This window comes from Paraburkholderia sp. MM5477-R1 (assembly GCF_050436385.1).
In the GTDB taxonomy this organism is placed as follows: Bacteria; Pseudomonadota; Gammaproteobacteria; order Burkholderiales; family Burkholderiaceae; genus Paraburkholderia; species Paraburkholderia tuberum.
The window spans coordinates 2,569,182-2,590,412 of the sequence record NZ_JBNDMC010000007.1; the positions used below are offsets into that span (position 1 = coordinate 2,569,182).

Consider the following 21,231-nt stretch of genomic DNA (forward strand, 5'->3'; position numbering starts at 1 on the left):
CGTCGATCCTTAGAATTGGAGGCCCGGCGAGACGCTCGCGGGCATGGTCAGTTGCGCGCTCTCGACCGAGGCCATTGGGTATGCGCAGTAGTCGGCCGCATAGTACGCGCTCGGCCGATGATTGCCGGAGCGGCCCGGCCCGCCGAACGGCGCTCCTGAAGAAGCGCCATTGGTCGGCCGGTTCCAGTTGACGATGCCCGCGCGAATCGTGCGCTGGAAATGCGTCCACAGCGCTTCGTCGTCGGCGAGCAGGCCCGCCGAGAGACCGAACTCGGTATCGTTCGCCCGTTCGAGCGCGTCGTCGAAATTGCGGTAGCGGATGATCTGCGCGAGCGGACCGAAGTGCTCCTCGTCGGGCAGGTCCTTTACGTCGGTCACGTCGAGAATCGCGGGCGTGACGAAGCCGAGCTGCGGATCGCGCTGCTCCATTTTCAGCAGAGCCTTCGCGCCGCTCGCGAGCAGACGCTCCTGCGCGCCGATCAAACGCGAGGCCGCGCGCGCCGACACCACGGCGCCCATGAACGGCTGCGGCTTGGCGTTGTATTCACCGACGCCGATGCGCGCGGTCACTTCCGTCAGGCGCGCGAGGAAGCGCTCGCCGAACGCATCGTCGGGCACGAAGATGCGGCGCGCGCACGTGCAGCGCTGCCCCGCCGACAGAAACGCCGATTGAATCGTGTGGTGCACGGCGGCGTCGAGGTCCGCGACCGGGCCGATCACGAGCGGATTGTTGCCGCCCATTTCGAGCGCGAGCACGATCTCCGGCCGTCCGCCGAACTGTTTGTGCAGCAATGTTCCGGTATCCGAACTACCGGTGAAGAACAGTCCGTCGATCTGCCGGTGATTCGCGAGCGCGATGCCGGTGTCCTTCTCACCCTGTACGAGATTCAGCACGCCGGCAGGCAGCCCCGCGTCGCGCCAGATCTGCACGGTCAGCGCCGCGACGCCGGGCGCGAGTTCGGACGGCTTGAACACGACCGCATTACCGGCGATCAGCGCGGGCACGATATGCCCGTTCGGCAGATGGCCCGGGAAGTTGTACGGCCCGAACACCGCCACCACGCCATGCGGACGATGCCGCAGCACCGCGGTGCCGTCGGCCATCGCCGAGCGCTTTTCGCCGGTGCGTTCGTTGTAGGACTGAATCGAGATCTCGACCTTCGCGGCCATCGAGGCCGCTTCGGTGCGCGCTTCCCACAGCGGCTTGCCGGTCTCGCGGCCGATCGCTTCGGCGAGCGCTTCCTTGCGCTCTGTCACGAGCGCGGCGAAGCGGCGCACCACCGCGCAGCGCTCGTCGAGCGTCAGCGCCGACCATGCGGCGAACGCGCGGCGCGCGCTACGTACCGCGCGATCGACGTCGTCCGCCGACGCGCTGTTGCCTTGCCACACCACCGCGCCCGTGCCGGGATTGCGCGATGCGAATACGGGTCCTGTGCCGGCGGCCCATTCGCCGTCGATGAAAAGCTCGCTCATGATCATCCTTGTTTGTGTTTCAACGGCAGCACCCGCAGCGGATCGCCTGCCTGCACGCGCAGCGCGTCGGCCTCGGCCGCGCTCAGGCGGCACACGCCGTTGCGCGGCACGCCCGCCACGACGCCTACGCGAAAATCGCCGAGCGACGTATTCGATACCATCGACTTCGGCCCGTCCTGCGCGGCTTGCTCCGCTGCCTCGCCAATTTCAGCCGCCACCAGCACGCTTTCGCGCACCGTGCGCAAATCGGCGATATGGCATTCGAGCACCGGACCCGCGTCGAAAATATCGACGTGATTCTCATAGCGCAGCCCTTCGGCTTCGAGCATGCGGCGCGCGGGAATCGTGTCGTTATGCGTGAGGCCGACGCAGCGCTGCGCCTCTTCCGGCAACAGTTCGACGTACACCGGATAGCGCGGCATCAGCTCGGCGAGAAACGCCTTGCGGCCGTGCGAGCTCAAATAGTCGGCCGCGTTGAAATCGATCTGGTAAAAATGCGAGCCGACCGCGCGCCAGAACGGCGACGTGCCCTGCTCGTCGAAATGGCCGCGCAACTCCGCGCACAGACGCTGCGGAAAACGCTCGCGAAACTGCGCGAGAAACATGAAGCGCGAGCGCGACAGCAAGCCGCCGACGCCGCTCGTGCGATAACGCGGGCTCAGGAACAGCGAGCACACTTCCGCATAACCGGTGAGGTCATGCGAGATGTTCAGCGCGTGCATGCGCGTCCAGATGCCGAGATCCTGGCTCGCGTGCACGACCGTGCTCACGCGATAGTTGTAGAACGGCTGCTGCAGACCCACCGCCGTTTCGATACCGCAGACGCCGGCCACGTCGCCGGTCGCGGTGTCTTCCATCACGAAGAAATAACCGGCCTCGTGCGGCGCGGCCTGATCTTCCATCGTGCGGCGCGCGCGCTCGACACGCGCCGCGAGCGCATCGCGATCCGGTTTGAAGGTGGTCAGGCCCGGCCCGGTTTCCTGCGCGAGCCGCATCAGCGCATCCACATCGCCTCGTTGTACTACGCGAACGACGATCATTGCGCGTCTCCCGATTGTTCATCCTGCGGCTGATGCAGCGGCACGCAGCGCACCGCATCGCCTTCCCGTACGCCGAGCGCGGCGCGCGCCGCCTGTGACAACCCGGCGCCCGATTCCTTGCCGGGCGCGAGATCGCCGAGCACGCAACGGAACTCGCCGGCGGCGCCGTTATGCGCGATCAGGTACGTTGCGCCGTGCGTCGCAGATGCCTCGCGCACGACGCGCGTTTCGTTGTGCTTCACGCTGACACTGCGATCCACCTGCGCGGTCAGTACCGGACCCGCGTCGAAGATATCGACGTAGCGGTCGGTCTCGAAGCCTTCCTCGAGATGAATCTCATACGCGAGCAGCGCGTTCGCGTCCGGTTCGCCGAGCACGCGCTGCGCCGCTTCGGGCAACAGCGGCACATACACGGGATAGGTCGGCATCACTTCGGCGATGAAGGTGCGGCTGCGGCCGCCCGATTCGACTTCGATGTCGGCGAAATTGCGGCCGAAAAACTTGCGCCCCACCGCTTCCCAGAACGGCGATACACCGTTTTCGTCGGTCACGCCGAGCAGCAGCGAGAACACCTCGGGCGTGAAGCGCTTGCGATTCGCGGCGATGTACATCATCCGCGCGCGCGACATCAGTTGCGCGGCCGCGTCGCCGCGCAGCGACGGGTCGATGTAGTAGCCCGCGAGCCGGCTCTTGCCGGTCAGCTCGTGCGACATCGTCAGCGCGTGAATCTTGCGATTCACATGCAGTTCGCGCGACGCATGAATCAGCGCGTCGTTGCGAAACACGTAGAACGGGTCCGCGTACCCGGCCGCCGCGACGATGCTCGCGGTGCCCATCAGCTTGCCGGTCTCCGAGTCTTCGAGCACGAACAGATAAAACTCCTCGCCCGGAAAATCGACCTCCGCGCGAAACGAGTCTTCCGACAACGCGACCCGCGCTTCGAGCGCGCGCCGGTCGTGCGGCAGGGAATGCAGCACCGGCTGCGCGGTGCGCGCCATATGCTCGAGCGCATCGAGATCGGCAAGGCGGCCTGGACGTACGAAGAGCATCATCGTTCCTGTTGAATGTGACGCATGATCCGCTGCATCAGCATGGTCGTGCGGGACTGCCTGAACATCAATGCGACGCCGCCTGCGCGTTCGCGCCGACGAGTTCGCCGAAGGCCGTCTCGAGGCGCGCGAAGCCTGCGGCCATGTCGTCGAGCGGCATGATCAGCGACGGCACGAAGCGCAGCACGTCCGGACCCGCCATCAGCATGATCACGCCGTGCTGGCCGGCCGCGGTGACGAAGTCCTTCGCGCGGCCCCGGAACGTGTCGTTCAGTTCGGCGCCGATCAGGAGACCCTTGCCACGCACTTCGGTAAATAGCCCGAAGCGCTCGTTCAGTTTCGCGAGATGACCCTTCAGCACTTCGCTGCGCGAGCGTACGCCTTCGAGCAGCTTCGGGTCGCTGACGAGTTCGACCACTTTTTCCGCGATCGCCGAGCCGAGCGGATTGCCGCCGTAAGTCGTGCCGTGCACGCCGACCTTGAAGTGCGCGGCGAGCTCTTTGGTGGTCAGCATCGCGCCGATCGGGAAGCCGTTGCCGAGCGCCTTCGCGGTGGTCAGGATGTCCGGCGTCACGCCGGTGTCCTCGTACGCGTAGAAGAAGCCGCTGCGGCCCACGCCGGTTTGCACTTCATCGAAAATCAGCAGCGCGTTGTGCTGGTCGCACGCTTCGCGCAGCGCCTTCAGGAACGCCGGATCGGCCGGGATCACGCCGCCCTCGCCCTGGATCGGCTCGACGATCACCGCGCAGGTCTGCGCGCCGATCGCCTTCTTCGCCGCTTCGATGTCGTTGTACGGCAGATGCGTGATGCCGGCCGGCACCGGGCCGAAGCCTTCCGAGTACTTCGGCTGGCCACCGACGCTGACGGTGAACAGCGTGCGGCCGTGGAACGACTGCGCGAACGAAATGATTTCATCTTTCTGCGCGCCGTGACGGTCGAACGCGACGCGGCGCGCGAGCTTCAGCGCGGCCTCGTTCGCCTCGGCGCCCGAATTCGCGAAGAACGCGCGGTCGGCGAACGTGAGGCTTTCGAGGCGCTTCGCGAGGCGCAGCACCGGCTCGTTCGTATAGCCATTGCCGATGTGCCACAGCTTGCCGCCCTGCTCATGCAGTACCTTCAGCAGCTCGGGATGCGCATGACCGAGCGCGGTGACGGCGATGCCGCCGGCGAAGTCGATGTAGTCGCGGCCTTGCGTGTCCCACACGCGCGAGCCGAGACCGCGATCCGGTACGAAGGCGGCGGGGGCAAACACCGGCACCATGACTTCGTCGAAGGTCTGGCGTGTCACAGTCAGGTCGTTCATGGCAATTCCTTTTACGGGTGACAGGTAATACAGCTAGTGTAGGAAACCGCGCGCGGCACGTCTTGCGCATACGCGACGCTTTCTATGAGGTTCCGCGCGTCGCGGCTGTCGAGCTTTGCGCTGAACTTGCCGCGGTTTCGCTTTCAGATGGCTTGCGTCAATCGAGCTCGGGCCGCTCGATCAGCGCCGCCGGCCGCGGCTCGCTCGCGCCGCCGTGCGCGCCGGTCTGGCGGTCGATCCAGTTGCGGCGATCCTCGCGCGGGGTGACGCCGAAGCGCTCCCGATACGCATTCGAAAAGTGCGCCGCCGACGCAAACCCGCATGCGAGGCTGATCTGCACGACGGATTTGCTGGTGCGCTGCAATTGCGTGCGCGCCTTCGACAGCCGCAGCCCCAGATAGTATTTGGACGGCATCGAGCCGAGATACTGGCGAAACAGGCGCTCGAGCTGCCGCCGCGAGACGCCGACGAAGCCGGCGATTTCATCGGTGGTCAGCGGGTCCTCGATATTGGCTTCCATCAGCAGCAGCGCGTCGTTCAGGCGCGGGTGACGCTCGCCCGGCGCGGTCACGAACGGAATGCGCTGACGCTCCTCGCCCGCGCGCAGCACGCCTACGCCGAGCGTATCGGCGATGCGCTCCGCGAGTTCGGGCCCGTGCTCGCGGCCGATCATCGCGAGCATGAAGTCGACGGTCGCCTGGCCGCCCGCGCAGGTCGCGCGATCGCGATCGATTTCGAAGATCTGCTGCGTGACGATCGAGCGTTCGAACTGTTCGGAGAACTGCTGATAGGTTTCCCAGTTCACGCTGACGCGATAGCCGGACAGTTGCCCCGCCATCGCGAGCCACCACACGCCGTGGTGGATACCGGTGACGAGCGGCGTGCGCTGACCGACGCGCGCGAGGCTCGCGAGAAACAGACGATAGTCGGCGAACTGCTGGAACCGCTCGCTGACGATGATCAGCCAGTCACACGCGATCGCGTCGCCGAACGCGGCATCGGCCGGCCATTGCGCGCCGCCCGCGAGCGGCACCGCGCGGCCGTCCCACGAACATACCTGCACGCGATACAGCGCTCGGCCGTCGATTTCATTGGCGAGACTGAGCGCGTCGACGATCGGCCCGACGCCCGACATCGACACGGGCGGCAGTGCCACGATCACGACCTGGGTCGTGCGAGCCGGGCTGGACGTGCGGGCCATCGGGTGTCCGTGAAAAGCGAGCCGCGCGTTACTTCAGGCTGCCGGACAGGAACTGCTTCAGGCGCTCGCTGCGCGGCGCGCTCAGCACCTCGGCGGGATTGCCCTCTTCCTCGGTGCGGCCCTGGTGCAGGAACATCACATGGTTCGACACATTGCGCGCGAAGCCCATTTCATGCGTGACGACGATCATCGTGCGGCCTTCCTCGGCGAGCTTCTGCATCACCTTCAGCACTTCGCCGACCAGTTCCGGGTCGAGCGCGGAGGTCGGTTCGTCGAACAGCATCACGTCCGGGTCCATCGCGAGCGCGCGCGCGATCGCGACACGCTGCTGCTGGCCGCCCGACAGATGCGACGGATACTGCTTCTCGAGACGCGGCGCGAGCCCGACCTTCTCCAGATACTCGCGCGCCCGGTCCTCGGCCTCCTTGCGCTTCAGACCGAGCACATGAATCGGCGCTTCGATCACGTTCTCGAGCACGTTCATGTGCGCCCACAGGTTGAAGTGCTGGAACACCATCGCGAGCTTCGTGCGGATGCGCTGCAACTGCTTGTGATCGGCGACTTCGAGATTGCCGGCGCGATCGGTCTTCGTCTTGACCGCTTCGCCGTCGACGATGATCTGCCCGGCGTTCGGCCGCTCGAGAAAATTGATGCAACGCAGGAAAGTGCTCTTGCCCGAGCCGCTCGCGCCGATGATGCTGATCACGTCGCCCTTGTTCGCGTTGAGCGACACGCCCTTGAGCACTTCGTTGTCGCCGTAGCGCTTGTGGATGTCCTGTACGGCGAGCTTGCAAGCTTCGGTTTGAGTGGTATGGAGCAAGATGCTCTCCCAGTGAGAATACGGATCGGTCTGGTGCGGACGCCGCCCTGCCGAAGCTCGAGGCGCCCGATGCTATGTCGTCAACGCGCGCTCAGTGCGTGCGCACCGCGAGATGCGCGAGCCAGCGACGCTCGGCACGCCGGAACAGCGCGACGAGCGCGAACGACACCACGAGATAAATCAGCGCCGCGAGCCCGAACGCGTTGAACGACTGGTAGGTCGCCGAGTTCGCGTCGCGCGCGACCTTCAGGATGTCGGGCACCGTGGCCGTGAACGCGACCGTCGTCGCGTGCAGCATCAGGATCACTTCGTTACTGTACAACGGCAACGCGCGGCGCAGCGCGGACGGTATCACAATGCGCCAGTACATCGTGAACGCGCTCATGCCGTAGGCACGCGCCGCCTCGACTTCGCCGTGCGAGGTCGAGCGGATCGCGCCCGCGAAAATCTCGGTCGTGTACGCGCAGGTGTTCAAGGCGAACGCGAGGATCGCACAGTGAAAGCCGCTGCGAAAGAACGCGTCGAGCAGACTGTGCGAGCGCACGAACGCGAGACTGTACACGCCGGTGTAGATCAACAGCAGCTGGACGTAGAGCGGCGTGCCGCGAAATACGTAGGTGTACAGACGTACCGGCGTCGACAGCCAGCGCTTCTTCGACACGCGCGCAACCGCGAGCGGCACGGCGCACACGAAGCCGATCGCGATCGACGCGACCAGCAGCCACAGCGTGACCGCGAGACCCGACAGGCGTTGCCCGTCCCAGAACAGATACGCCTTCCAGAATTGATTGAGGATGTCGATCATGACGCTCAGAGCTCCGCGTGTCGCACGCCGATCGAATAGCGGCGGTTCAGCCAGATCAGCACGAGGTTCGATACGGTGGTGATCGCCAGATAGATCAGCGCGGCGACGAGGATGAAGAAAAACATGTTGAAGGTGCTCTTGCCCGCGTCCTGCGCGGCCTTGACGACGTCGGCGAGACCGATGATCGACACGAGCGCGGTGGCCTTCACGAGCACCTGCCAGTTGTTGCCGATGCCGGGCAGCGCGAAGCGCATCATCTGCGGGAACAGGATGCGCGTGAACACGCGCACGCCGCTCATGCCGTACGCGCTGCCCGCTTCGAGCTGGCCGCGCGGCACCGCGAGAAAGGCGCCGCGAAACGTCTCGGTGAAATACGCGCCGTAGATGAAACCGAGCGTCAGCACGCCGGCCACGAACGGATCGATGTCGATCTGCTCGATGCTGAACATGTCGGTCAGATCATTGAGCCAGATCTGGATGCTGTAGAACAGCAGCAGCATCAGCACGAGATCGGGCACCGAGCGGATCAGCGTCGTGTAGCCGGTCGCGACGACCCGCAAGGGCCGGTTGAACGAGAGTTTCGCCGCCGCGCCCGCGAGGCCGAGCAACACAGCGGCCGCCAGCGACAGAACGGACAGCTCGATCGTCTGGAGCGTGCCGGCGAGCAGCACGGGACCAAAGCCGTATAGGAACACGCGTGTCTCCATCCAGGTTCGTAGAATTGGCGCGGATGGCGGCGGCTTCATGGGCTGCTCGCTGCTCCGGCATGGCGCGGAGTCTCGCAAGCTGAAATCAATTTCTCAAATACCCAGCGAGTGGTTTGCTGCGACGCAACATGACACTTCGACGCACGACGGAACCCTCGTAGCGCTTGGTTTCACGGGGGTTATCGTGTTGTCGGGCACGCCGCGCGCGCCTGGCCGTGCGGCGATTTCGCAAGTTTCGGGTCGCTTTTTCGATAGGCCGCGCCGACAGCGGTGGCACCGCCCGATCGCGTCGCGCCATTGCATCAGCGCGTCCACGCCGGCTCCGACGCCTGACAGCTCGCGCTCAGTCGAGCCCGAGCCGCGCGCGAATCGCCGGCAGCATCTGCTCGACCGCCTCGCGCCCTTCCTCGATGGCTGGCGCCGCGCGATGAAAATCGAAGATGCCCATGCCGCCGAGACGCGGCTGGATCAGGATATCGGCCGGTTCGCCAGCGAGCCGGCTGCGCGTGATGCGCACTTGCATGATGTCGATGCTTTGCGCGATCGAGCTCAGCATCGACGGCACCTGCGCGCTTGGCTTCGGCGGCACGCGCACGTCGTCGGTGGCGCTCGCCTCCGCCGGCGCGAGCCAGCGCGGCCATGGCTTGCCGTTGCGGCGCAGCGCGACGGGCGGCGGTGCGGTGGGATCGAGCGCGGGCGTTTGAATGACCGGGCCGCCGAAATCGCGGCCGTTCAGGATGTCGTTGTTCAGATCGATCGCGATCACGCAGTCCGCGCGCATGCCCCGCGCGACCGACACCGGCACCGGATTGCTGAGCCCGCCGTCGACGAGCCACACGCCGTTGTGCCATACCGGCGTGAAGATGCCCGGAATCGCAATGGATGCGCGCACCGAGTCGATCGTGCTGCCGTCCTGCAGCCAGATTTCGCGGCCCGTGTCGAGTTCGGTCGCGACCGCCGCGAACGGCATGTGCAGTTGCGCGATCGAGCAGCCGGCGAATTTGTCGGCGAATAGCTGGATCACCTTGCGCCCGCCAAGCAGGCCGCCCGAGATGCGCAGATCGAGCAGCCGCACCACGGTCTGCCACGTGAGGCGCGACACCCACTCCTCGAGCCAGTCGAGATCGCCGTTCGCATAGACCGCGCCGACCAGCGCGCCGATCGACGTGCCGCACACGACGTCGGGCCTGATGCCCGCGTCTTGCAGCGCGCGAATCGCGCCGATATGCGCCCAGCCGCGCGCGGCGCCGCCCCCCAACACCAGCCCGATCCGGCTGTATCGACGTCGACGTATCATGCCTACCCCGCTTTTTCGGCCCGCTTATCCGGCCGTCTTCTGATCGACATTGCTCCCGCCTATCGCCCGCGGATCACATCCGAGCGTGACGTGGTGTACACCCTCTGGTTCCGGTCGAAGTGAACGTTGAAGATGCCTTCTTCGGTCACGCCGCCCTCGCGCCATTTCCAGCTCCACACGGTTTCCGGCTTCAGCGGAAACACCGCCACCTGTCCAGGCTTGCCAAGCAAGCGCCGCACCTCGTCCTCGGTCATGCCCGAGCGAACCTGCGCGAAGTTGTCCGCGGTCAGCACCTGCGTGATCGCCTGCAGCTTGCCGTCGCGATCGATGTCGACCATGTAGGTGTTCAGGCCTTGCGGGCCGCGCGGATATTCGAAGCGCTTCGAGCCGTCGGTGAAGGTGCGCGTGGTCTCGGGCTTGCCCATCTGCGCGAGGATTTGCGCTTCGGTCGTGACGCCCGGCGTCATGTTCTTGAGCAGCAACGCGTCCGGTTTGACGGCGTTGAAAAAGTCCTTGAGTTTTTGCACGGCTTGATCGCTCTGCTGTTGGTCGCAGCCGGTCAGCGCAAAGCACGCTATCAGTAGCGTGACGCCCAGCGGTTTGAGGCTCACTTCGGTTCCTGTCCGGAGGTGTGGGATCTGTCGTCGCGGCGCCTGGCCGGTCTGTAGTGTGTACTACAAGGATAACCGCGCGCGGAGAAAACCGCGAGCAACGTGTTGCGCGCAGCGCTAATGGATCGGCTGAGGTCGGCTGAGATGGGCACGCCAAAAGCAAAAAGGCGACGCTGTGTACAGCGTCGCCATGTCGGTCGACAGGATCAACCGGAAGTGACGGCGGCTCATTGGCCGCCTTGCGCGAAGCACCGCGGACGACGCGCAGCGGTCTGCTCCAGACGAAGCGATGAGCAACCTTGGCTACTCACCTTGCGCCATCGCCGAATGACAAACCGCTGCCTTTTATGGCCGCCCTGGTCCCTCGAAAAGCCTTCCAGATGCCGCTAATCTAAACGCATCGGAGGCTTTCGACGAGAGCGCGTTTACACCGAATCGGCAGAAGATTCGCGTGGCGCAAGAGGGGTGCCGGATGGCCGGCCCCGGATCGCCGGCCGCCGGATGGCCGGCCCCGGATCGCCGGCCGCCGGATGGCCGGCCCATCAAATCACACGAAAGCCGTGCGTGCCGTCGCGCGCGAGTTGCGCGACGAGCCCATGCTCCCACTCCAGATACGCGCTCATCGCTTCGCGCGCGTTCTCGGTGCCCTCATACGGCCGCTGATAACGATCGATCCGCGGCGACGCCATCCGCGTGCCGCCCGACTCCACGGGCAGGCCCGCGTCGATCCACGCGATCGTGCCGCCGCGCAGCACCTGCACCGGCCGCCCGGTCGCCGCGGCGAGCTCCGGCGCGACGAAGCGCGCGAGCACGTCGCTGCCGCACGTGAGCACGTAGCGCTTCGCGTCGGGCAGTGTGCGCAGCGCGTCGGCGAGCTGACTGCGGATCACGAACCACGCGCCCGGAATATGCCGCCTCAGATAGTGCGTGCTGCTCGTGAAGTCGAGCACGACGGTTCCCGTCGACTGCAGCAGCGCGGCGAGCTCGGCCGGCGCGATGTCGTCGACGTCGGGCGGCGTGACCGCGTTGCGCGCCAACGGCGCCATGCCCTTCTCGGCGAAATCGGCCGCCGTCAGGCCATCGACCACGTACACCTCTACGTTCATTTGCGCGAGCCACGATGCGGTCATGTTCGCGCGCACACCGTCGCTGTCCGCGAGGATCACGCGCGCGCCGCGCACCGTCACGAAGAGGTCGGTTTCCTGCACGAGCTGGCCGCCTGGCGCGCTGCGAAAACCGGGAACGTGGCCCGCCTCGTATTCCTCGGGGTTGCGAACGTCGAAGCGATAGACGGTACGCATCGCTTCGTCGGCCCAGCGGCGCGCTTCGTCGCGCGACGTGCGGCGCACGCGCGCCCGGTCAGCAAGCGCGCGCGCGCCGTCTGCCGCGGCGAGACGGGAGGCGTCGTCGACCGCGCCTTCGACACGCCGCGCGCTGCCGTGCGCGAGCGGTTGACCGGCGAGCGTCCAGCCCATCGTGCCGTTGCGCAGCGCGGCCACCGGATTCGGCACGCCCGCGTTGATCAGCGACTGCGCGCCGATGATGCTGCGCGTGCGCCCCGCGCAATTGACGATGATGCGCGTGGCCGGATCCGGCGCGAGCTGCCTGGCGCGCAGCACCAGCTCCGCGCCCGGCACGCTGATGCTGCCGGGGATGTTCATGATCTGAAACTCGTCGAAGCGGCGCGCGTCGAGCACCACGACATCGGCCTCGCGATCGAGCAGCGCCTGCACCTGCTGCGCGGACAGCGACGGCGTATGACGCACGCTTTCGACCAGTTCGCCGAACGCCTTGCTCGGCACGTTGACATCCTTGAACAACTCGCCGCCCGCTTCGCGCCAGCCTTGCAGGCCGCCTTCGAGCAAGGCGACGTTGGTATAGCCGAGTTCGGCGAAGCGCTCGGCCGCACGCCTCGCGAGGCCTTCGCCGGCATCGAACACGACGATCGGCACGGCCGGGCGAGGCAGCCGCAACGGCGCGTTGAGTTCGAGCCGCGACAGCGGCAGATTGGCGGCGAACAACGGATGACTGCGCGCGTGCGGATCTTCCTCACGCACGTCGACGAGCGCGATCTCCTCGCGGTCGAGCAATGCGTGGGACACGTCTTGGAATGACCGGGTACGAAACTCTTTGACGACATTCATGGGATCGGGAACTCCTTCGCTACATTCCGGATGTCCGGCAACGGGTCGCGTCACCGCACCGATACTTAACCGTACACTCGAATTCCGATCGGCGCACGGTCACTCGCTGGATTGCTGATTCGGGCGCACTGCGAATGCGAAGCACCGCCGCACGAACACGCTACGCACGCGCAATTTCCGCGCCATGGGTCGCGCCTCAGTGCGCCTCATCGGTCCTGCCGACCCTTCGGTCGACAGGGGCATCGCCGCGCCGCCAGCAGAAAAGGCGCCGCTTTGCCACAATGCCCCATCGCGCAAAAGCGCCGCCCATCGCAATCAACAGACAATGATCCCCTTCTCGGTTCTCGATCTTTCGCCGGTCACCGCGGGTGCCACGCCGGCTGACGCGTTCAGGAACACACTGTCACTCGCGCAGCACGCGGAAAAGCTGAACTACAAGCGTTACTGGCTCGCCGAGCATCACAACATGACCGGTATCGCGAGCGCGGCGACCTCGGTCGTGATCGGCTACGTGGCCGGCGGCACGAAGACGATTCGCGTCGGCTCCGGCGGCATCATGCTGCCGAACCATGCGCCGCTCGTGATCGCCGAGCAGTTCGGCACGCTCGCGTCGCTGTATCCGGGGCGGATCGATCTCGGCCTCGGCCGCGCGCCCGGCACCGATCAGACCACCGCTCGCGCGCTGCGCCGCGATCTCCAGGCGAGCGCCGAAACCTTCCCCGACGACGTCGTCGAATTGCAACGGTATTTCGCTGAGCCGGTCGCGGGCCAGCGCATTCGCGCGGTGCCGGGCGCGGGCCTGAACGTGCCGCTGTGGCTGCTCGGTTCGTCGCTGTACAGCGCGCAACTGGCCGCGGCGCTCGGGCTACCGTTCGCGTTCGCGTCGCACTTCGCGCCCGATTACATGATGACCGCGTTGCAGGTGTATCGCACGCAGTTCCGGCCGTCCGCGACGCTGGCGAAGCCCTATGCGATGGTCGGCGTCAATCTGTTCGCCGCCGACACGAACGACGAAGCCGCACGGCTGTTCACGTCGCTGCAGCAGCAGTTCATCAATCTGCGGCGCGGCACGCCGGGACAATTGCAGCCGCCGGTCGAGCGGCTCGACGCGTCGGAGATGGAGTTGAACAACGTCGCGCGTGCGCTCGCCTGCACGGTGCTCGGCGATCGCGACGCAATCCGCGAAGGTCTGCAATCGATCATCGAGCAGACCGGCGCGAACGAGTTGATGCTGACCGCGCAGATTTACGATCACGCCGCGCGGCTGCGCTCGTTCGAGATCGGCGCCGAGGTGCGCGATGAAATGATGGCGGCCAGATAAGCGGTTCGCGAACCGTTCGGCGGACGCGACGACGCACGAAAAAAGGGCGGCTCATGGCAAGCCGCCCTTGTCTTTGCACTGAGTTGGGGCCGGTCGTGTGAGAAGCCGGCCCAATGCCTTCGCGGTCTAGAAGGCGCTTTTTATAACGCCCCCGTCGGCCCGCAACGCGGCTCCCGTCGTGGCCGACGAAAGCGGACTGGCGATATAGGCCACGAGCGACGCGATTTCCTGCGGCGAACCAAATCGCTTGATGAGCGAGGTGGGACGGACCTTCTCGAAGAACTCTGTTTCGAACGCTTCAAACGATTTGCCGTCGGCCTTGGCAAGGGTCTCCACGAATTCACCCACTCCCCGCGATTTCGTCGGCCCCGGCAGCACGCTATTGACCGTAATGCCCGTGCCGGCAACGGCTTCGGCGAGCCCCCGCGAGACCGCCAGCTGCGCGGTTTTCGTCATCCCGTAGTGGATCATTTCTGCTGGAATCTGCACCGCGCTTTCGCTCGAAATGAAAATGATGCGCCCCCAGTTGGCCTGCCTCATCGCAGGCAAAAACAGGCGAGCGAGGCGTACCCCACTCAAGACATTGACGTCGAAGAACCGCTGCCAGTCCGCATCGGGAATCTCTTCAAACGGCTTGGGCTCGAAGATGCCGAGGTTGTTGACCAGAATTTCCACGTCCGGATAGCGTCGCGCGAGCTCTTCTGCTGAAGCGGCGGTACTGAGATCGCCCGCAAATCCCTGCACGTCGCTGCCCGTCTGCGCTTTCAGCTGCGCGACCACGTCGTCCACAGATGACTGGGCGCGGCCGTTCACGATCACACGAGCGCCCTCCTGCGCCAACGTGCTGGCGATAGCGAGACCGATGCCGGCTGTGCTGCCGCTCACCAGTGCGAGCTTGCCTGTCAGGTTCAGGTCCATGAGTGATTTCCTTTCAATGGATGAATTAAAAATGGCGACATCGGGTCTTGAACGTCGGATGCCGCCAGGAGGTTCACGTACGTGTAATCGATGCGCCACCATCGACCAGTGAGGCGGTTCGGTCAAGAACGCCTGCAATTCGTTGCTGTCGTTCATGCCTAGACACATCTGCGTGTCCACGGCGCCCGGCAACACCGATTAAGTCAGGATCGGGCGTAGAGCCTCGCTTTCGAACAGGAAAAAGAGTAGATGATCTGACGGAGATGGCCAGGAGCAGCAAAGCGTATATGTGGGGCACGCACATGAGTGGCGGGCGGATAGCGAAGCAGGCAGACCTGAAGTACGTGTAGGAGAAGGAAAGCAAGGCCATGTCAGCGATTTTCCAACTTCGTTTGGCTAAGTGATGGTGGCGCCCAAACTCGCATCATCGCGATTCACGGGGGGATGCGCTCCGCACAGGTCACGCCCGGATGGCATGACATGTGCGTTGTGTGCTGCAAGCAGCCGGCCGCTTAAATGTTTGTACAACCCTCTTGTTCAAGGAGACACATCATGAACACGCTGACCATCGACGACATCCAGAATTCTGCAGAACTTGATCACCAGGAGATGACCAAAATCCAAGGCGGCCGGATGAAACTACCCGGCCAGCACATCGGCTCGATCCTCACGTCCGCTGATGGCGACCCTGTCGGCGTCTATGTCGACGGCGTGCTGCAAAACTCGGTCACCGACGGCTTCTACCACGGCTGACAGCAAAGGAGGCGCGCAGCCCTGCGCGCCCGATGCCGTCGGTGTGGCAGCCTACCTGTCGTGAAGCTGGCTCACCAGGTAATCGATGAGCGCACGTGCTCGAGACGGTAAAAAACGGCTCGACGGATAAAGCAGCCAGACCGGTCCCATATATGTACGGGCCTCGAATTCCCAGTCTGTTAGCACCCGGACAATGTCACCCCTGGAAATCGCCTGCGCGGCAGCAAAATCGGGCAAGCTCGCAATGCCCAGGCCATGCAGCGCAGCATCCAATCGCGCGCCCGCATCATTGGCGATGTATCGCCCCTTCACTTCGACCGACTGTGTCTCAGAGTCGCGGCGGAAATGCCATCGATTGTCGTCGACCGTCTCCCCTAGATACATGCATGCATGCCGAGCAAGGTCGTGCGGCTCGGCCGGGGTCCCCCGTTCCGCGAGATAGGCAGGTGACGCGCATAGAACCCATTTGACCGCTCCAAGTCGCCGGGCAGCAAGGCCTGGCGGAGGCGAACGCGTGAGTCGGATCACCATATCGACATCGTCACGTAGCGGATCGACTTCGTGGTCGGCGAAGACCAGATGGACATCCACGTCGGGCCACATGCGCAGAAATTCGGGAACAAGCGGATGGATGACAGATCTCGCAAATGAAATCGGCGCACTGATGCTGACCTTGCCTCGCGGATCACCCGTCACTTGTCCAGCGACGTCGACGGCGCCCGACGCTGCGCCGACCATATCCCGGCAATACCGGTAGATCTGCGCGCCTGAATCCGTCAAACGGATGCTACGGGTCGAGCGCTCAAGCAAGCGCGTGCCAAGCGAATCCTCAAGGCGCTTGATCTGCCGACTGACAGTCGACGGTGTACTGCCCAGTTGCCGCGCGGCAATGGAGAAGTTGCCGGCGTCGACAACCCTCGCAAACGTCGCCATGTCGGGTAGCAACGCAAAGAGTTCATTGGGATTCATCGCGACCCTCGCACGCGCGCCAGTCATTTGTGCATCTCAAACATAAAAGATGTTCCACTGACCCGGATTATATTTGCCAATGCAATACCCGACAATTTGGGCCGTTCGAATGAAAACAGAAGGTCCGTCATGTCGAAGCAAAAGAGGCCGTTATGGATATCCGACCTGATGCTGCTTGCGGTCGCGATGGTATGGGGCACCAGTTATGGGGTCGTGAAAGGCGCGCTCACGATCTATCCCGTGCTCGGTCTGCTGGCGTTGCGCTTCGGGCTGACGTTCCTCGTGTTGTCGCCGGCGTTGCGCTCGCTCCGACACGTCAAAGCGTCCGCGTTGCTGGGTGCGCTCGGCTCCAGTGCAATCCTGCTCAGCATCTTTTTGGCCGAGACTTTCGGGATAGCGCACACACGCGCGTCGAATGCGGCGTTCCTTATCAGTCTGTGTGTCGCGCTTACGCCGCTGGTCGAATGGGTGTTGCTACGACGAAAGCCGTCGAGTGGCGAATGGATCGCCGTGGGCCTGTCGCTGACGGGCGCCGCGTTCGTGAGCGCAGGCGTGATCATTCCGACCGCGGGCGACGCGCTGATTCTTCTTGCGGCGTTACTGCGTGCGCTGATGGTGTGCGTGACCAAGCGTGTGATGCGCGAATCGGAACTTGCTCCGCTGTCGGTGACGGCGGTCCAGGCAGGCGTCGTTGCATTGGGCAGTGTCCTGGCGACGTTCGTGCTGCCGTCACAACATTGGGATGCGCTGCCGTCGCTCACTGGGCACGGGGACTTCTGGGCGAGCATCGCTTACCTCGTGCTCGCCTGTACGTTGTTCGCTTTCTTCGCACAGAACTTCGCCGTCAAGCGCAGCAACCCAACGCGCGTCGCTTTGCTGATGGGAAGCGAGCCCGCGTTCGGCGCGCTATTCGCATACGTATGGCTCGGTGAGCATCTTTCTGGCTGGGCATGGTTTGGCGGAGGTCTGATGGTACTTGCATCGGTGCTGGCGGCGGTTCCGTTTAAAAGGGACGCCAACGCGGCACTTGAAATGCATCCCGCCACTTCGGTTGACGGTTAGGCTGTCTTCAGGTCGCAAGCAGCCGTTCGACCTGAGGCTTTGATGACCGCTACCAAGGCGACTACGGCCGGCCGCATCGTTGTATCCCCCTCCGATGCTCGGCTGTGTAACTCGGGCCGACCAATCCGGCCTTTGGGGTTGTGAAAGCCAGTTCGGACGCGCAACAGCCATATCCGCCTTATAGAAAGCCTCTCATATAGAAAGCCTCTCATACAGTTCAGCGACCGCCGGAAGAAGAGCCATCCGCCTCGTCCGACCTGTTATGGGGGTCCGGCCCGCGACGGCAAGGTCGCAACTTCGCGAACAGCGGTCATTGCCTGATAAGCCTCCTGTTGAATGCGCCGATCGTTTGAATACGCCAATCCGTAGGGTGTTTTTGACGATCCGGCATTCGTGTCTGACCTATCGTCTTATCCTTGGGTGAGCTTCGTGGAATCCCTCGGTCGGATCGACCGCAAACAATATAACAAGGGCATGCTATGTGGAGGCCAGGTCCTGGCTATGACTAACGCCGTCGTGTCAGTCCGTCCCGCCAACGCGCGGAAGAATATCGAAGTGTTCACTTCGTTGCGCGGTATCGCATGCCTGATCGTTGTTATGGCGCACGTGTGGAGCATCCTTGACTGGCCACGCCTTTTTGCCAACGATCGTTCAGTCCTCTCTTCGTATCAATTCATTGGCGGCTTGTTCAATGCTTCGGGCGCCGTTCAGATGTTTTTCGTGTTGAGCGCATGCGTGCTTGCAGTGTCGCTGTCAAATGAACCAACGCAACAGGCGCCGCCGGTTAAAAAGTTCTATGTGCGGCGCTTTTTCAGGATCTACCCAGCCTTATGGGCTTCAATTGTCCTGACGCTATGTCTCTGGCATTTGATTCGATCCCCGCAGGCGTTGGACTCTGGGCTTTATAGCGCGTGGGGAGCGTGGCAAGCGTACCCTTCGCCGCCCACTGCAAAACTCATCGCGCTCTCCATGCTGGGGCTCTACGTACACCTGAACGGGCCGCTTTGGACCTTGCGTGTCGAGCTGTTTTACTCTCTCGCATTTCCAGTTATCTATCTGCTTGCCCGGCATCCACGCAAGCGGTGGGCGTTACTCGCTTGTGTTTCCCTATTGGCCCTGTTACCGATCCCGCGGGTGTTTTGTATGCATTATGCGTTAGCCTTCGGACTCGGCGCCGCCATTCCTTTCCTGCCGCGCGCGGACGATGTTCCATACCGCACCACAGCTACCATCGCATTGATTGCGCTGTTGTTCTCGCAGATGCCCGCGGACAGGCTCGGTATAGACATGAAAGCTGCCGAGAACATCGAGATGCTGGTCGCGTTCGTCGCCGTATATTGCCTGTATCACAGCGGAAGGTCGATGCAGGCACTTGAAGCCAGGCCGTTCGCATTTATCGGCGAAATCTCCTACAGCGTCTATGTGCTGCATTTCCCAATTCTGTTCGCGTTGACGCCGCTAGTCGTCGAGGGTTTCGGACCGACACAGGTGCGCGCGCATCCGTTGGCGTCTCTGCTCGTTCTCACCGTTGTCGCCCTTTGCACAACGATCTTCGTGGCAGCGCTCTCGCGCCGTTATGTCGAACGGCCTGGGGAACGCCTCGGTCGGATCTTCTACGCAGCGAGCAAGGAACAGTTTTCGCGCGGGTCTACCACTGGCAAGTCACCAAGCGGCGCAAGCAGGCGCCCGTCTGCGCGGGACTGACAGAGAAGCCCCAGCTTGCGCATGTCTTGCTGCAGGCTATATGTCTGCGGGTTGAAATCCTCATCTTGCCAGTCACGCGGCAGTCCGAGCAACGTGAATCGTCGGCGCACAAACGACCAGTCAATGGCGGCAAACCGCCATTGGGTGTCAGGTTAGCGAGCTACGTGACGGACCGTTCCTGCCCGACTACCGCCTGTCCGCAGCCGGCCCTCTCCGAAACACCGCGACGGACCGCAAAATAGCCCCAGGCACCTTAGCTTAACGGAGAGCGAAGCAGGAGTATGGCGGCGGGACAGAAACCCACGTGATCGATCAACGGTTTCCCGGCGCCGCTGTCAGCCCCTCCAACAGCGCCTTATGAAACGCCTGCGGATCCTGCATCTGCGGCGCATGACCGAGTTCCGGGAATTCAACCAGGGTCGCGTGCGGAATCGCTTTCGCAGCCTCTTTGCCGAGTTCCGGGTAACGGCCAATCTTCGCACGCACCTCGGGCGGCGCTGCGTCCTTGCCGATCGCGGTCGTGTCCTTCTGACCGATCAGCAGCAGCGTCGGCATGCTGAGCTGGCCGAGTTCATAAAAAGCCGGCTGGGTGCTGGCGTGTCGACTATAAACAATCCACGAAAAGAGCCGAAAGGCTTGCCAGTCTTGCGTTTGCGGTATTCACACGTGCCTTCGTTGTACCGCTAAATTCGCGCAGGAATCGTTCATGCTTACCCAGCGGGCCGAATCTCGGAGGATCACGCCATGTGCTATCAGGGGTGCCGTCAGTAAAGGGATTTTTTCGTACGCCAAGCGCTCAGGGCGTGCATCCCGAGCGTCGGCGTGCATCCCGAGCGTCGCTGATTGGCCGAACCCGGTCCGATAGCTGAATTGAGAACCGCTTGCCGGCCCGCAGCGGATGATCGTCGCAAGTCGAGCCACATTAGCCCGTCATGGGGTTGCGATACCATCGGCCGCTTCCGGGGTTCTTCGGACATCCGCCGCGCTTCACGAACAAGGTATCGTCGGCAACCGCGAACGTCGTTCTAGCGATGCGGCGCTATGCCAGCAAACGGTCGCGGCGCACTTGCGCAAAGTCTGTGCCGCATCGAGCGTGCATCGTCCCGAGGCGATACGTGTCATAAATAACCAATGCGGTGGAATAATGGCGCGCCGGTGGGCGTTTGTAGATTAGGCGCGTCGCGTGCAAGACCGCGAAGCCGTGGAACCGCGAAACGGAATCGTCGGCCGCGCACAGCAGTTGCGTCCCCGTTTTGCAGGAGGTTGTCTGTCCTTTTTGTAAACGTTCACCGGCGTCGCGGCACTTGCCGCCAGCGATCCGCGACTCGCCGGCTCAACGCGCGGCCGCGCGACAAGTCAGTCGCGTTTGCCGTGCAGGAGAGTTCTAAATGAAAGTATCAAGACTGCTATCGGCCGTATGTGTGATCATCGCGCTAGGAGTCGTATCGTTGTCGTTGGCCGCGTGCCAGTCCACGGGCGACACGAGCTCGTCGGGCAGCAGCAGCGGCGGCTATTGATGCGCGCTCGGGCGACCGTCAGCGCCGCGTGAACCCCGACGGGGAAGTGATATCTCGGCTCCCGCAGCCGCGGCTATGCGCGTGCGCTGACGGGCGACTCAGTCTGGGCTGACCATCTGGTTCACGATACGGCCGAGCGGGCGCTCGCGCGCTGGAAAGCCTTTGGCCCGACCGCAATCTGCGTGCGTGGCTGCTGACGATCCAGCGACACATTGTCTGACAGGCTCGTGAGGAAAATGCCGACATCTTCTTCTGGGACGAATCTGGCTTTCGGGCCGCTTCTTGAGTAGAGCAGCCGGTTGAATGACCATCTAAGCGCAAGGGCGAACAACCGTAGGTGGCCGACCTCTGCCTGACGCGATCGGCGGCACGCGACCCATCAGACACATCGGAACGGCATTTCGCAAACGTCTCACACATGGCCATGCTCAGACATTCGACGTTACTGCCTGTACTCCAACCGGCACGATAAGATCAACTGCTCGTGGACATGGCATGCGGGTCATTTTCTTCGCATTGAACCGAAACACATCAAGG

General features: G+C 63.7%; 18 protein-coding genes and 2 pseudogenes. 6 read left to right on the forward strand and 14 right to left on the reverse strand.

Annotated elements, in window-relative coordinates; all coding sequences use genetic code 11:
* Window positions 1–9: 9 nt before the first annotated feature.
* The 11 genes from astD to OKW35_RS40905 form a co-directional block, all read right to left on the reverse strand.
* On the reverse strand, window positions 10–1,473 hold the full coding sequence (gene astD, locus OKW35_RS40855; RefSeq protein WP_429555016.1) for a succinylglutamate-semialdehyde dehydrogenase: 1,464 nt from the start codon (window positions 1,471–1,473) through the stop codon (window positions 10–12).
* Between the two features lie 2 nt (window positions 1,474–1,475).
* A complete protein-coding gene (gene astA / locus OKW35_RS40860) occupies window positions 1,476–2,513 on the reverse strand; it encodes an arginine N-succinyltransferase (protein WP_184008656.1) in 1,038 nt (345 codons plus the stop codon).
* A complete protein-coding gene (aruF, locus tag OKW35_RS40865; protein WP_429555139.1) occupies window positions 2,510–3,562 on the reverse strand; it encodes an arginine/ornithine succinyltransferase subunit alpha in 1,053 nt (350 codons plus the stop codon). Before aruF ends, astA begins: the two co-directional genes overlap by 4 nt.
* Window positions 3,563–3,629: 67 nt before the next feature.
* Window positions 3,630–4,865 carry an aspartate aminotransferase family protein gene (locus OKW35_RS40870; protein ID WP_184062054.1) on the reverse strand — a complete coding sequence of 412 codons (1,236 nt, stop codon included), beginning with the start codon at window positions 4,863–4,865 and terminating at the stop codon, window positions 3,630–3,632.
* Window positions 4,866–5,022: 157 nt separating this feature from the next.
* The gene (locus OKW35_RS40875) at window positions 5,023–6,066 is read right to left on the reverse strand and encodes a GlxA family transcriptional regulator (protein ID WP_429406633.1); all 1,044 of its coding nucleotides are present in this window, start codon (window positions 6,064–6,066) and stop codon (window positions 5,023–5,025) included.
* 28 nt (window positions 6,067–6,094) lie between these two features.
* Window positions 6,095–6,886, reverse strand: coding sequence for an ABC transporter ATP-binding protein (locus tag OKW35_RS40880; protein WP_184044229.1), 792 nt, complete (start codon window positions 6,884–6,886; stop codon window positions 6,095–6,097).
* Between the two features lie 91 nt (window positions 6,887–6,977).
* Window positions 6,978–7,691 (reverse strand): ABC transporter permease, encoded by a 714-nt coding sequence (locus OKW35_RS40885; RefSeq protein ID WP_184062056.1) that lies wholly within the window; start codon window positions 7,689–7,691, stop codon window positions 6,978–6,980.
* A gap of 5 nt (window positions 7,692–7,696) precedes the next feature.
* Window positions 7,697–8,386, reverse strand: a complete 690-nt coding sequence (locus OKW35_RS40890) for an ABC transporter permease (protein WP_429363729.1) — start codon at window positions 8,384–8,386, stop codon at window positions 7,697–7,699.
* 355 nt (window positions 8,387–8,741) lie between these two features.
* Window positions 8,742–9,695 (reverse strand): patatin-like phospholipase family protein, encoded by a 954-nt coding sequence (locus OKW35_RS40895; protein ID WP_184044233.1) that lies wholly within the window; start codon window positions 9,693–9,695, stop codon window positions 8,742–8,744.
* A gap of 59 nt (window positions 9,696–9,754) precedes the next feature.
* Window positions 9,755–10,306, reverse strand: a complete 552-nt coding sequence (gene bamE, locus OKW35_RS40900; protein ID WP_090803993.1) for an outer membrane protein assembly factor BamE domain-containing protein — start codon at window positions 10,304–10,306, stop codon at window positions 9,755–9,757.
* Between the two features lie 542 nt (window positions 10,307–10,848).
* Entirely contained in the window at window positions 10,849–12,450 is a 1,602-nt protein-coding gene (locus OKW35_RS40905) for a rhodanese-related sulfurtransferase (protein ID WP_429555017.1), read from the reverse strand.
* Window positions 12,451–12,775: 325 nt separating this feature from the next.
* On the opposite strand from OKW35_RS40905, the gene OKW35_RS40910 reads away from it, so the two are divergent.
* Window positions 12,776–13,771 (forward strand): LLM class flavin-dependent oxidoreductase, encoded by a 996-nt coding sequence (locus OKW35_RS40910; protein WP_090805675.1) that lies wholly within the window; start codon window positions 12,776–12,778, stop codon window positions 13,769–13,771.
* Between the two features lie 126 nt (window positions 13,772–13,897).
* Here OKW35_RS40910 and OKW35_RS40915 read toward each other — a convergent pair whose 3' ends face one another.
* Window positions 13,898–14,689, reverse strand: coding sequence for an SDR family NAD(P)-dependent oxidoreductase (locus OKW35_RS40915; protein WP_184070003.1), 792 nt, complete (start codon window positions 14,687–14,689; stop codon window positions 13,898–13,900).
* A 552-nt stretch (window positions 14,690–15,241) separates the two neighbouring features.
* Here OKW35_RS40915 and OKW35_RS40920 point away from each other — a divergent pair.
* Window positions 15,242–15,442: a hypothetical protein gene (locus OKW35_RS40920; RefSeq protein WP_184062060.1), complete on the forward strand. Its 201-nt coding sequence runs from the start codon at window positions 15,242–15,244 to the stop codon at window positions 15,440–15,442.
* A 51-nt stretch (window positions 15,443–15,493) separates the two neighbouring features.
* Here OKW35_RS40920 and OKW35_RS40925 read toward each other — a convergent pair whose 3' ends face one another.
* Entirely contained in the window at window positions 15,494–16,411 is a 918-nt protein-coding gene (locus OKW35_RS40925; RefSeq protein WP_187618859.1) for a LysR family transcriptional regulator, read from the reverse strand.
* 129 nt (window positions 16,412–16,540) lie between these two features.
* Here OKW35_RS40925 and OKW35_RS40930 point away from each other — a divergent pair, with 129 nt between their 5' ends.
* Entirely contained in the window at window positions 16,541–17,473 is a 933-nt protein-coding gene (locus tag OKW35_RS40930) for a DMT family transporter (protein ID WP_429555018.1), read from the forward strand.
* A gap of 501 nt (window positions 17,474–17,974) precedes the next feature.
* Window positions 17,975–19,177 (forward strand): acyltransferase family protein, encoded by a 1,203-nt coding sequence (locus tag OKW35_RS40935; RefSeq protein ID WP_429555019.1) that lies wholly within the window; start codon window positions 17,975–17,977, stop codon window positions 19,175–19,177.
* A gap of 312 nt (window positions 19,178–19,489) precedes the next feature.
* Here OKW35_RS40935 and OKW35_RS40940 read toward each other — a convergent pair.
* Window positions 19,490–19,768: pseudogene (locus OKW35_RS40940) on the reverse strand (alpha/beta fold hydrolase); the annotation flags it as partial.
* A 797-nt stretch (window positions 19,769–20,565) separates the two neighbouring features.
* Here OKW35_RS40940 and OKW35_RS40945 point away from each other — a divergent pair.
* Together OKW35_RS40945 and OKW35_RS40950 are read left to right on the forward strand one after the other, a co-directional pair.
* On the forward strand, window positions 20,566–20,694 hold the full coding sequence (locus OKW35_RS40945) for a hypothetical protein (protein WP_429555020.1): 129 nt from the start codon (window positions 20,566–20,568) through the stop codon (window positions 20,692–20,694).
* A gap of 28 nt (window positions 20,695–20,722) precedes the next feature.
* Window positions 20,723–20,908 (forward strand): annotated as a pseudogene (locus tag OKW35_RS40950) (sigma factor); the annotation flags it as partial.
* Window positions 20,909–21,231: the final 323 nt, after the last annotated feature.

What these genes read in the sequence shown, in the direction of transcription:
- OKW35_RS40945 (WP_429555020.1), top strand. Translation starts at nt 20,566, where the DNA reads ATGAAAGTATCAAGACTGCTATCGGCCGTATGTGTGATCATCGCGCTA.
- OKW35_RS40915 (WP_184070003.1), bottom strand. Translation starts at nt 14,689, where the DNA reads ATGGACCTGAACCTGACAGGCAAGCTCGCACTGGTGAGCGGCAGCACA.
- OKW35_RS40905 (WP_429555017.1), bottom strand. Translation starts at nt 12,450, where the DNA reads ATGAATGTCGTCAAAGAGTTTCGTACCCGGTCATTCCAAGACGTGTCC.
- aruF (WP_429555139.1), bottom strand. Translation starts at nt 3,562, where the DNA reads ATGCTCTTCGTACGTCCAGGCCGCCTTGCCGATCTCGATGCGCTCGAG.
- OKW35_RS40895 (WP_184044233.1), bottom strand. Translation starts at nt 9,695, where the DNA reads ATGATACGTCGACGTCGATACAGCCGGATCGGGCTGGTGTTGGGGGGC.
- OKW35_RS40920 (WP_184062060.1), top strand. Translation starts at nt 15,242, where the DNA reads ATGAACACGCTGACCATCGACGACATCCAGAATTCTGCAGAACTTGAT.
- OKW35_RS40910 (WP_090805675.1), top strand. Translation starts at nt 12,776, where the DNA reads ATGATCCCCTTCTCGGTTCTCGATCTTTCGCCGGTCACCGCGGGTGCC.
- OKW35_RS40870 (WP_184062054.1), bottom strand. Translation starts at nt 4,865, where the DNA reads ATGAACGACCTGACTGTGACACGCCAGACCTTCGACGAAGTCATGGTG.
- astD (WP_429555016.1), bottom strand. Translation starts at nt 1,473, where the DNA reads ATGAGCGAGCTTTTCATCGACGGCGAATGGGCCGCCGGCACAGGACCC.
- OKW35_RS40930 (WP_429555018.1), top strand. Translation starts at nt 16,541, where the DNA reads ATGTCGAAGCAAAAGAGGCCGTTATGGATATCCGACCTGATGCTGCTT.
- OKW35_RS40935 (WP_429555019.1), top strand. Translation starts at nt 17,975, where the DNA reads ATGACTAACGCCGTCGTGTCAGTCCGTCCCGCCAACGCGCGGAAGAAT.
- OKW35_RS40925 (WP_187618859.1), bottom strand. Translation starts at nt 16,411, where the DNA reads ATGAATCCCAATGAACTCTTTGCGTTGCTACCCGACATGGCGACGTTT.
- astA (WP_184008656.1), bottom strand. Translation starts at nt 2,513, where the DNA reads ATGATCGTCGTTCGCGTAGTACAACGAGGCGATGTGGATGCGCTGATG.
- OKW35_RS40885 (WP_184062056.1), bottom strand. Translation starts at nt 7,691, where the DNA reads ATGATCGACATCCTCAATCAATTCTGGAAGGCGTATCTGTTCTGGGAC.
- OKW35_RS40875 (WP_429406633.1), bottom strand. Translation starts at nt 6,066, where the DNA reads ATGGCCCGCACGTCCAGCCCGGCTCGCACGACCCAGGTCGTGATCGTG.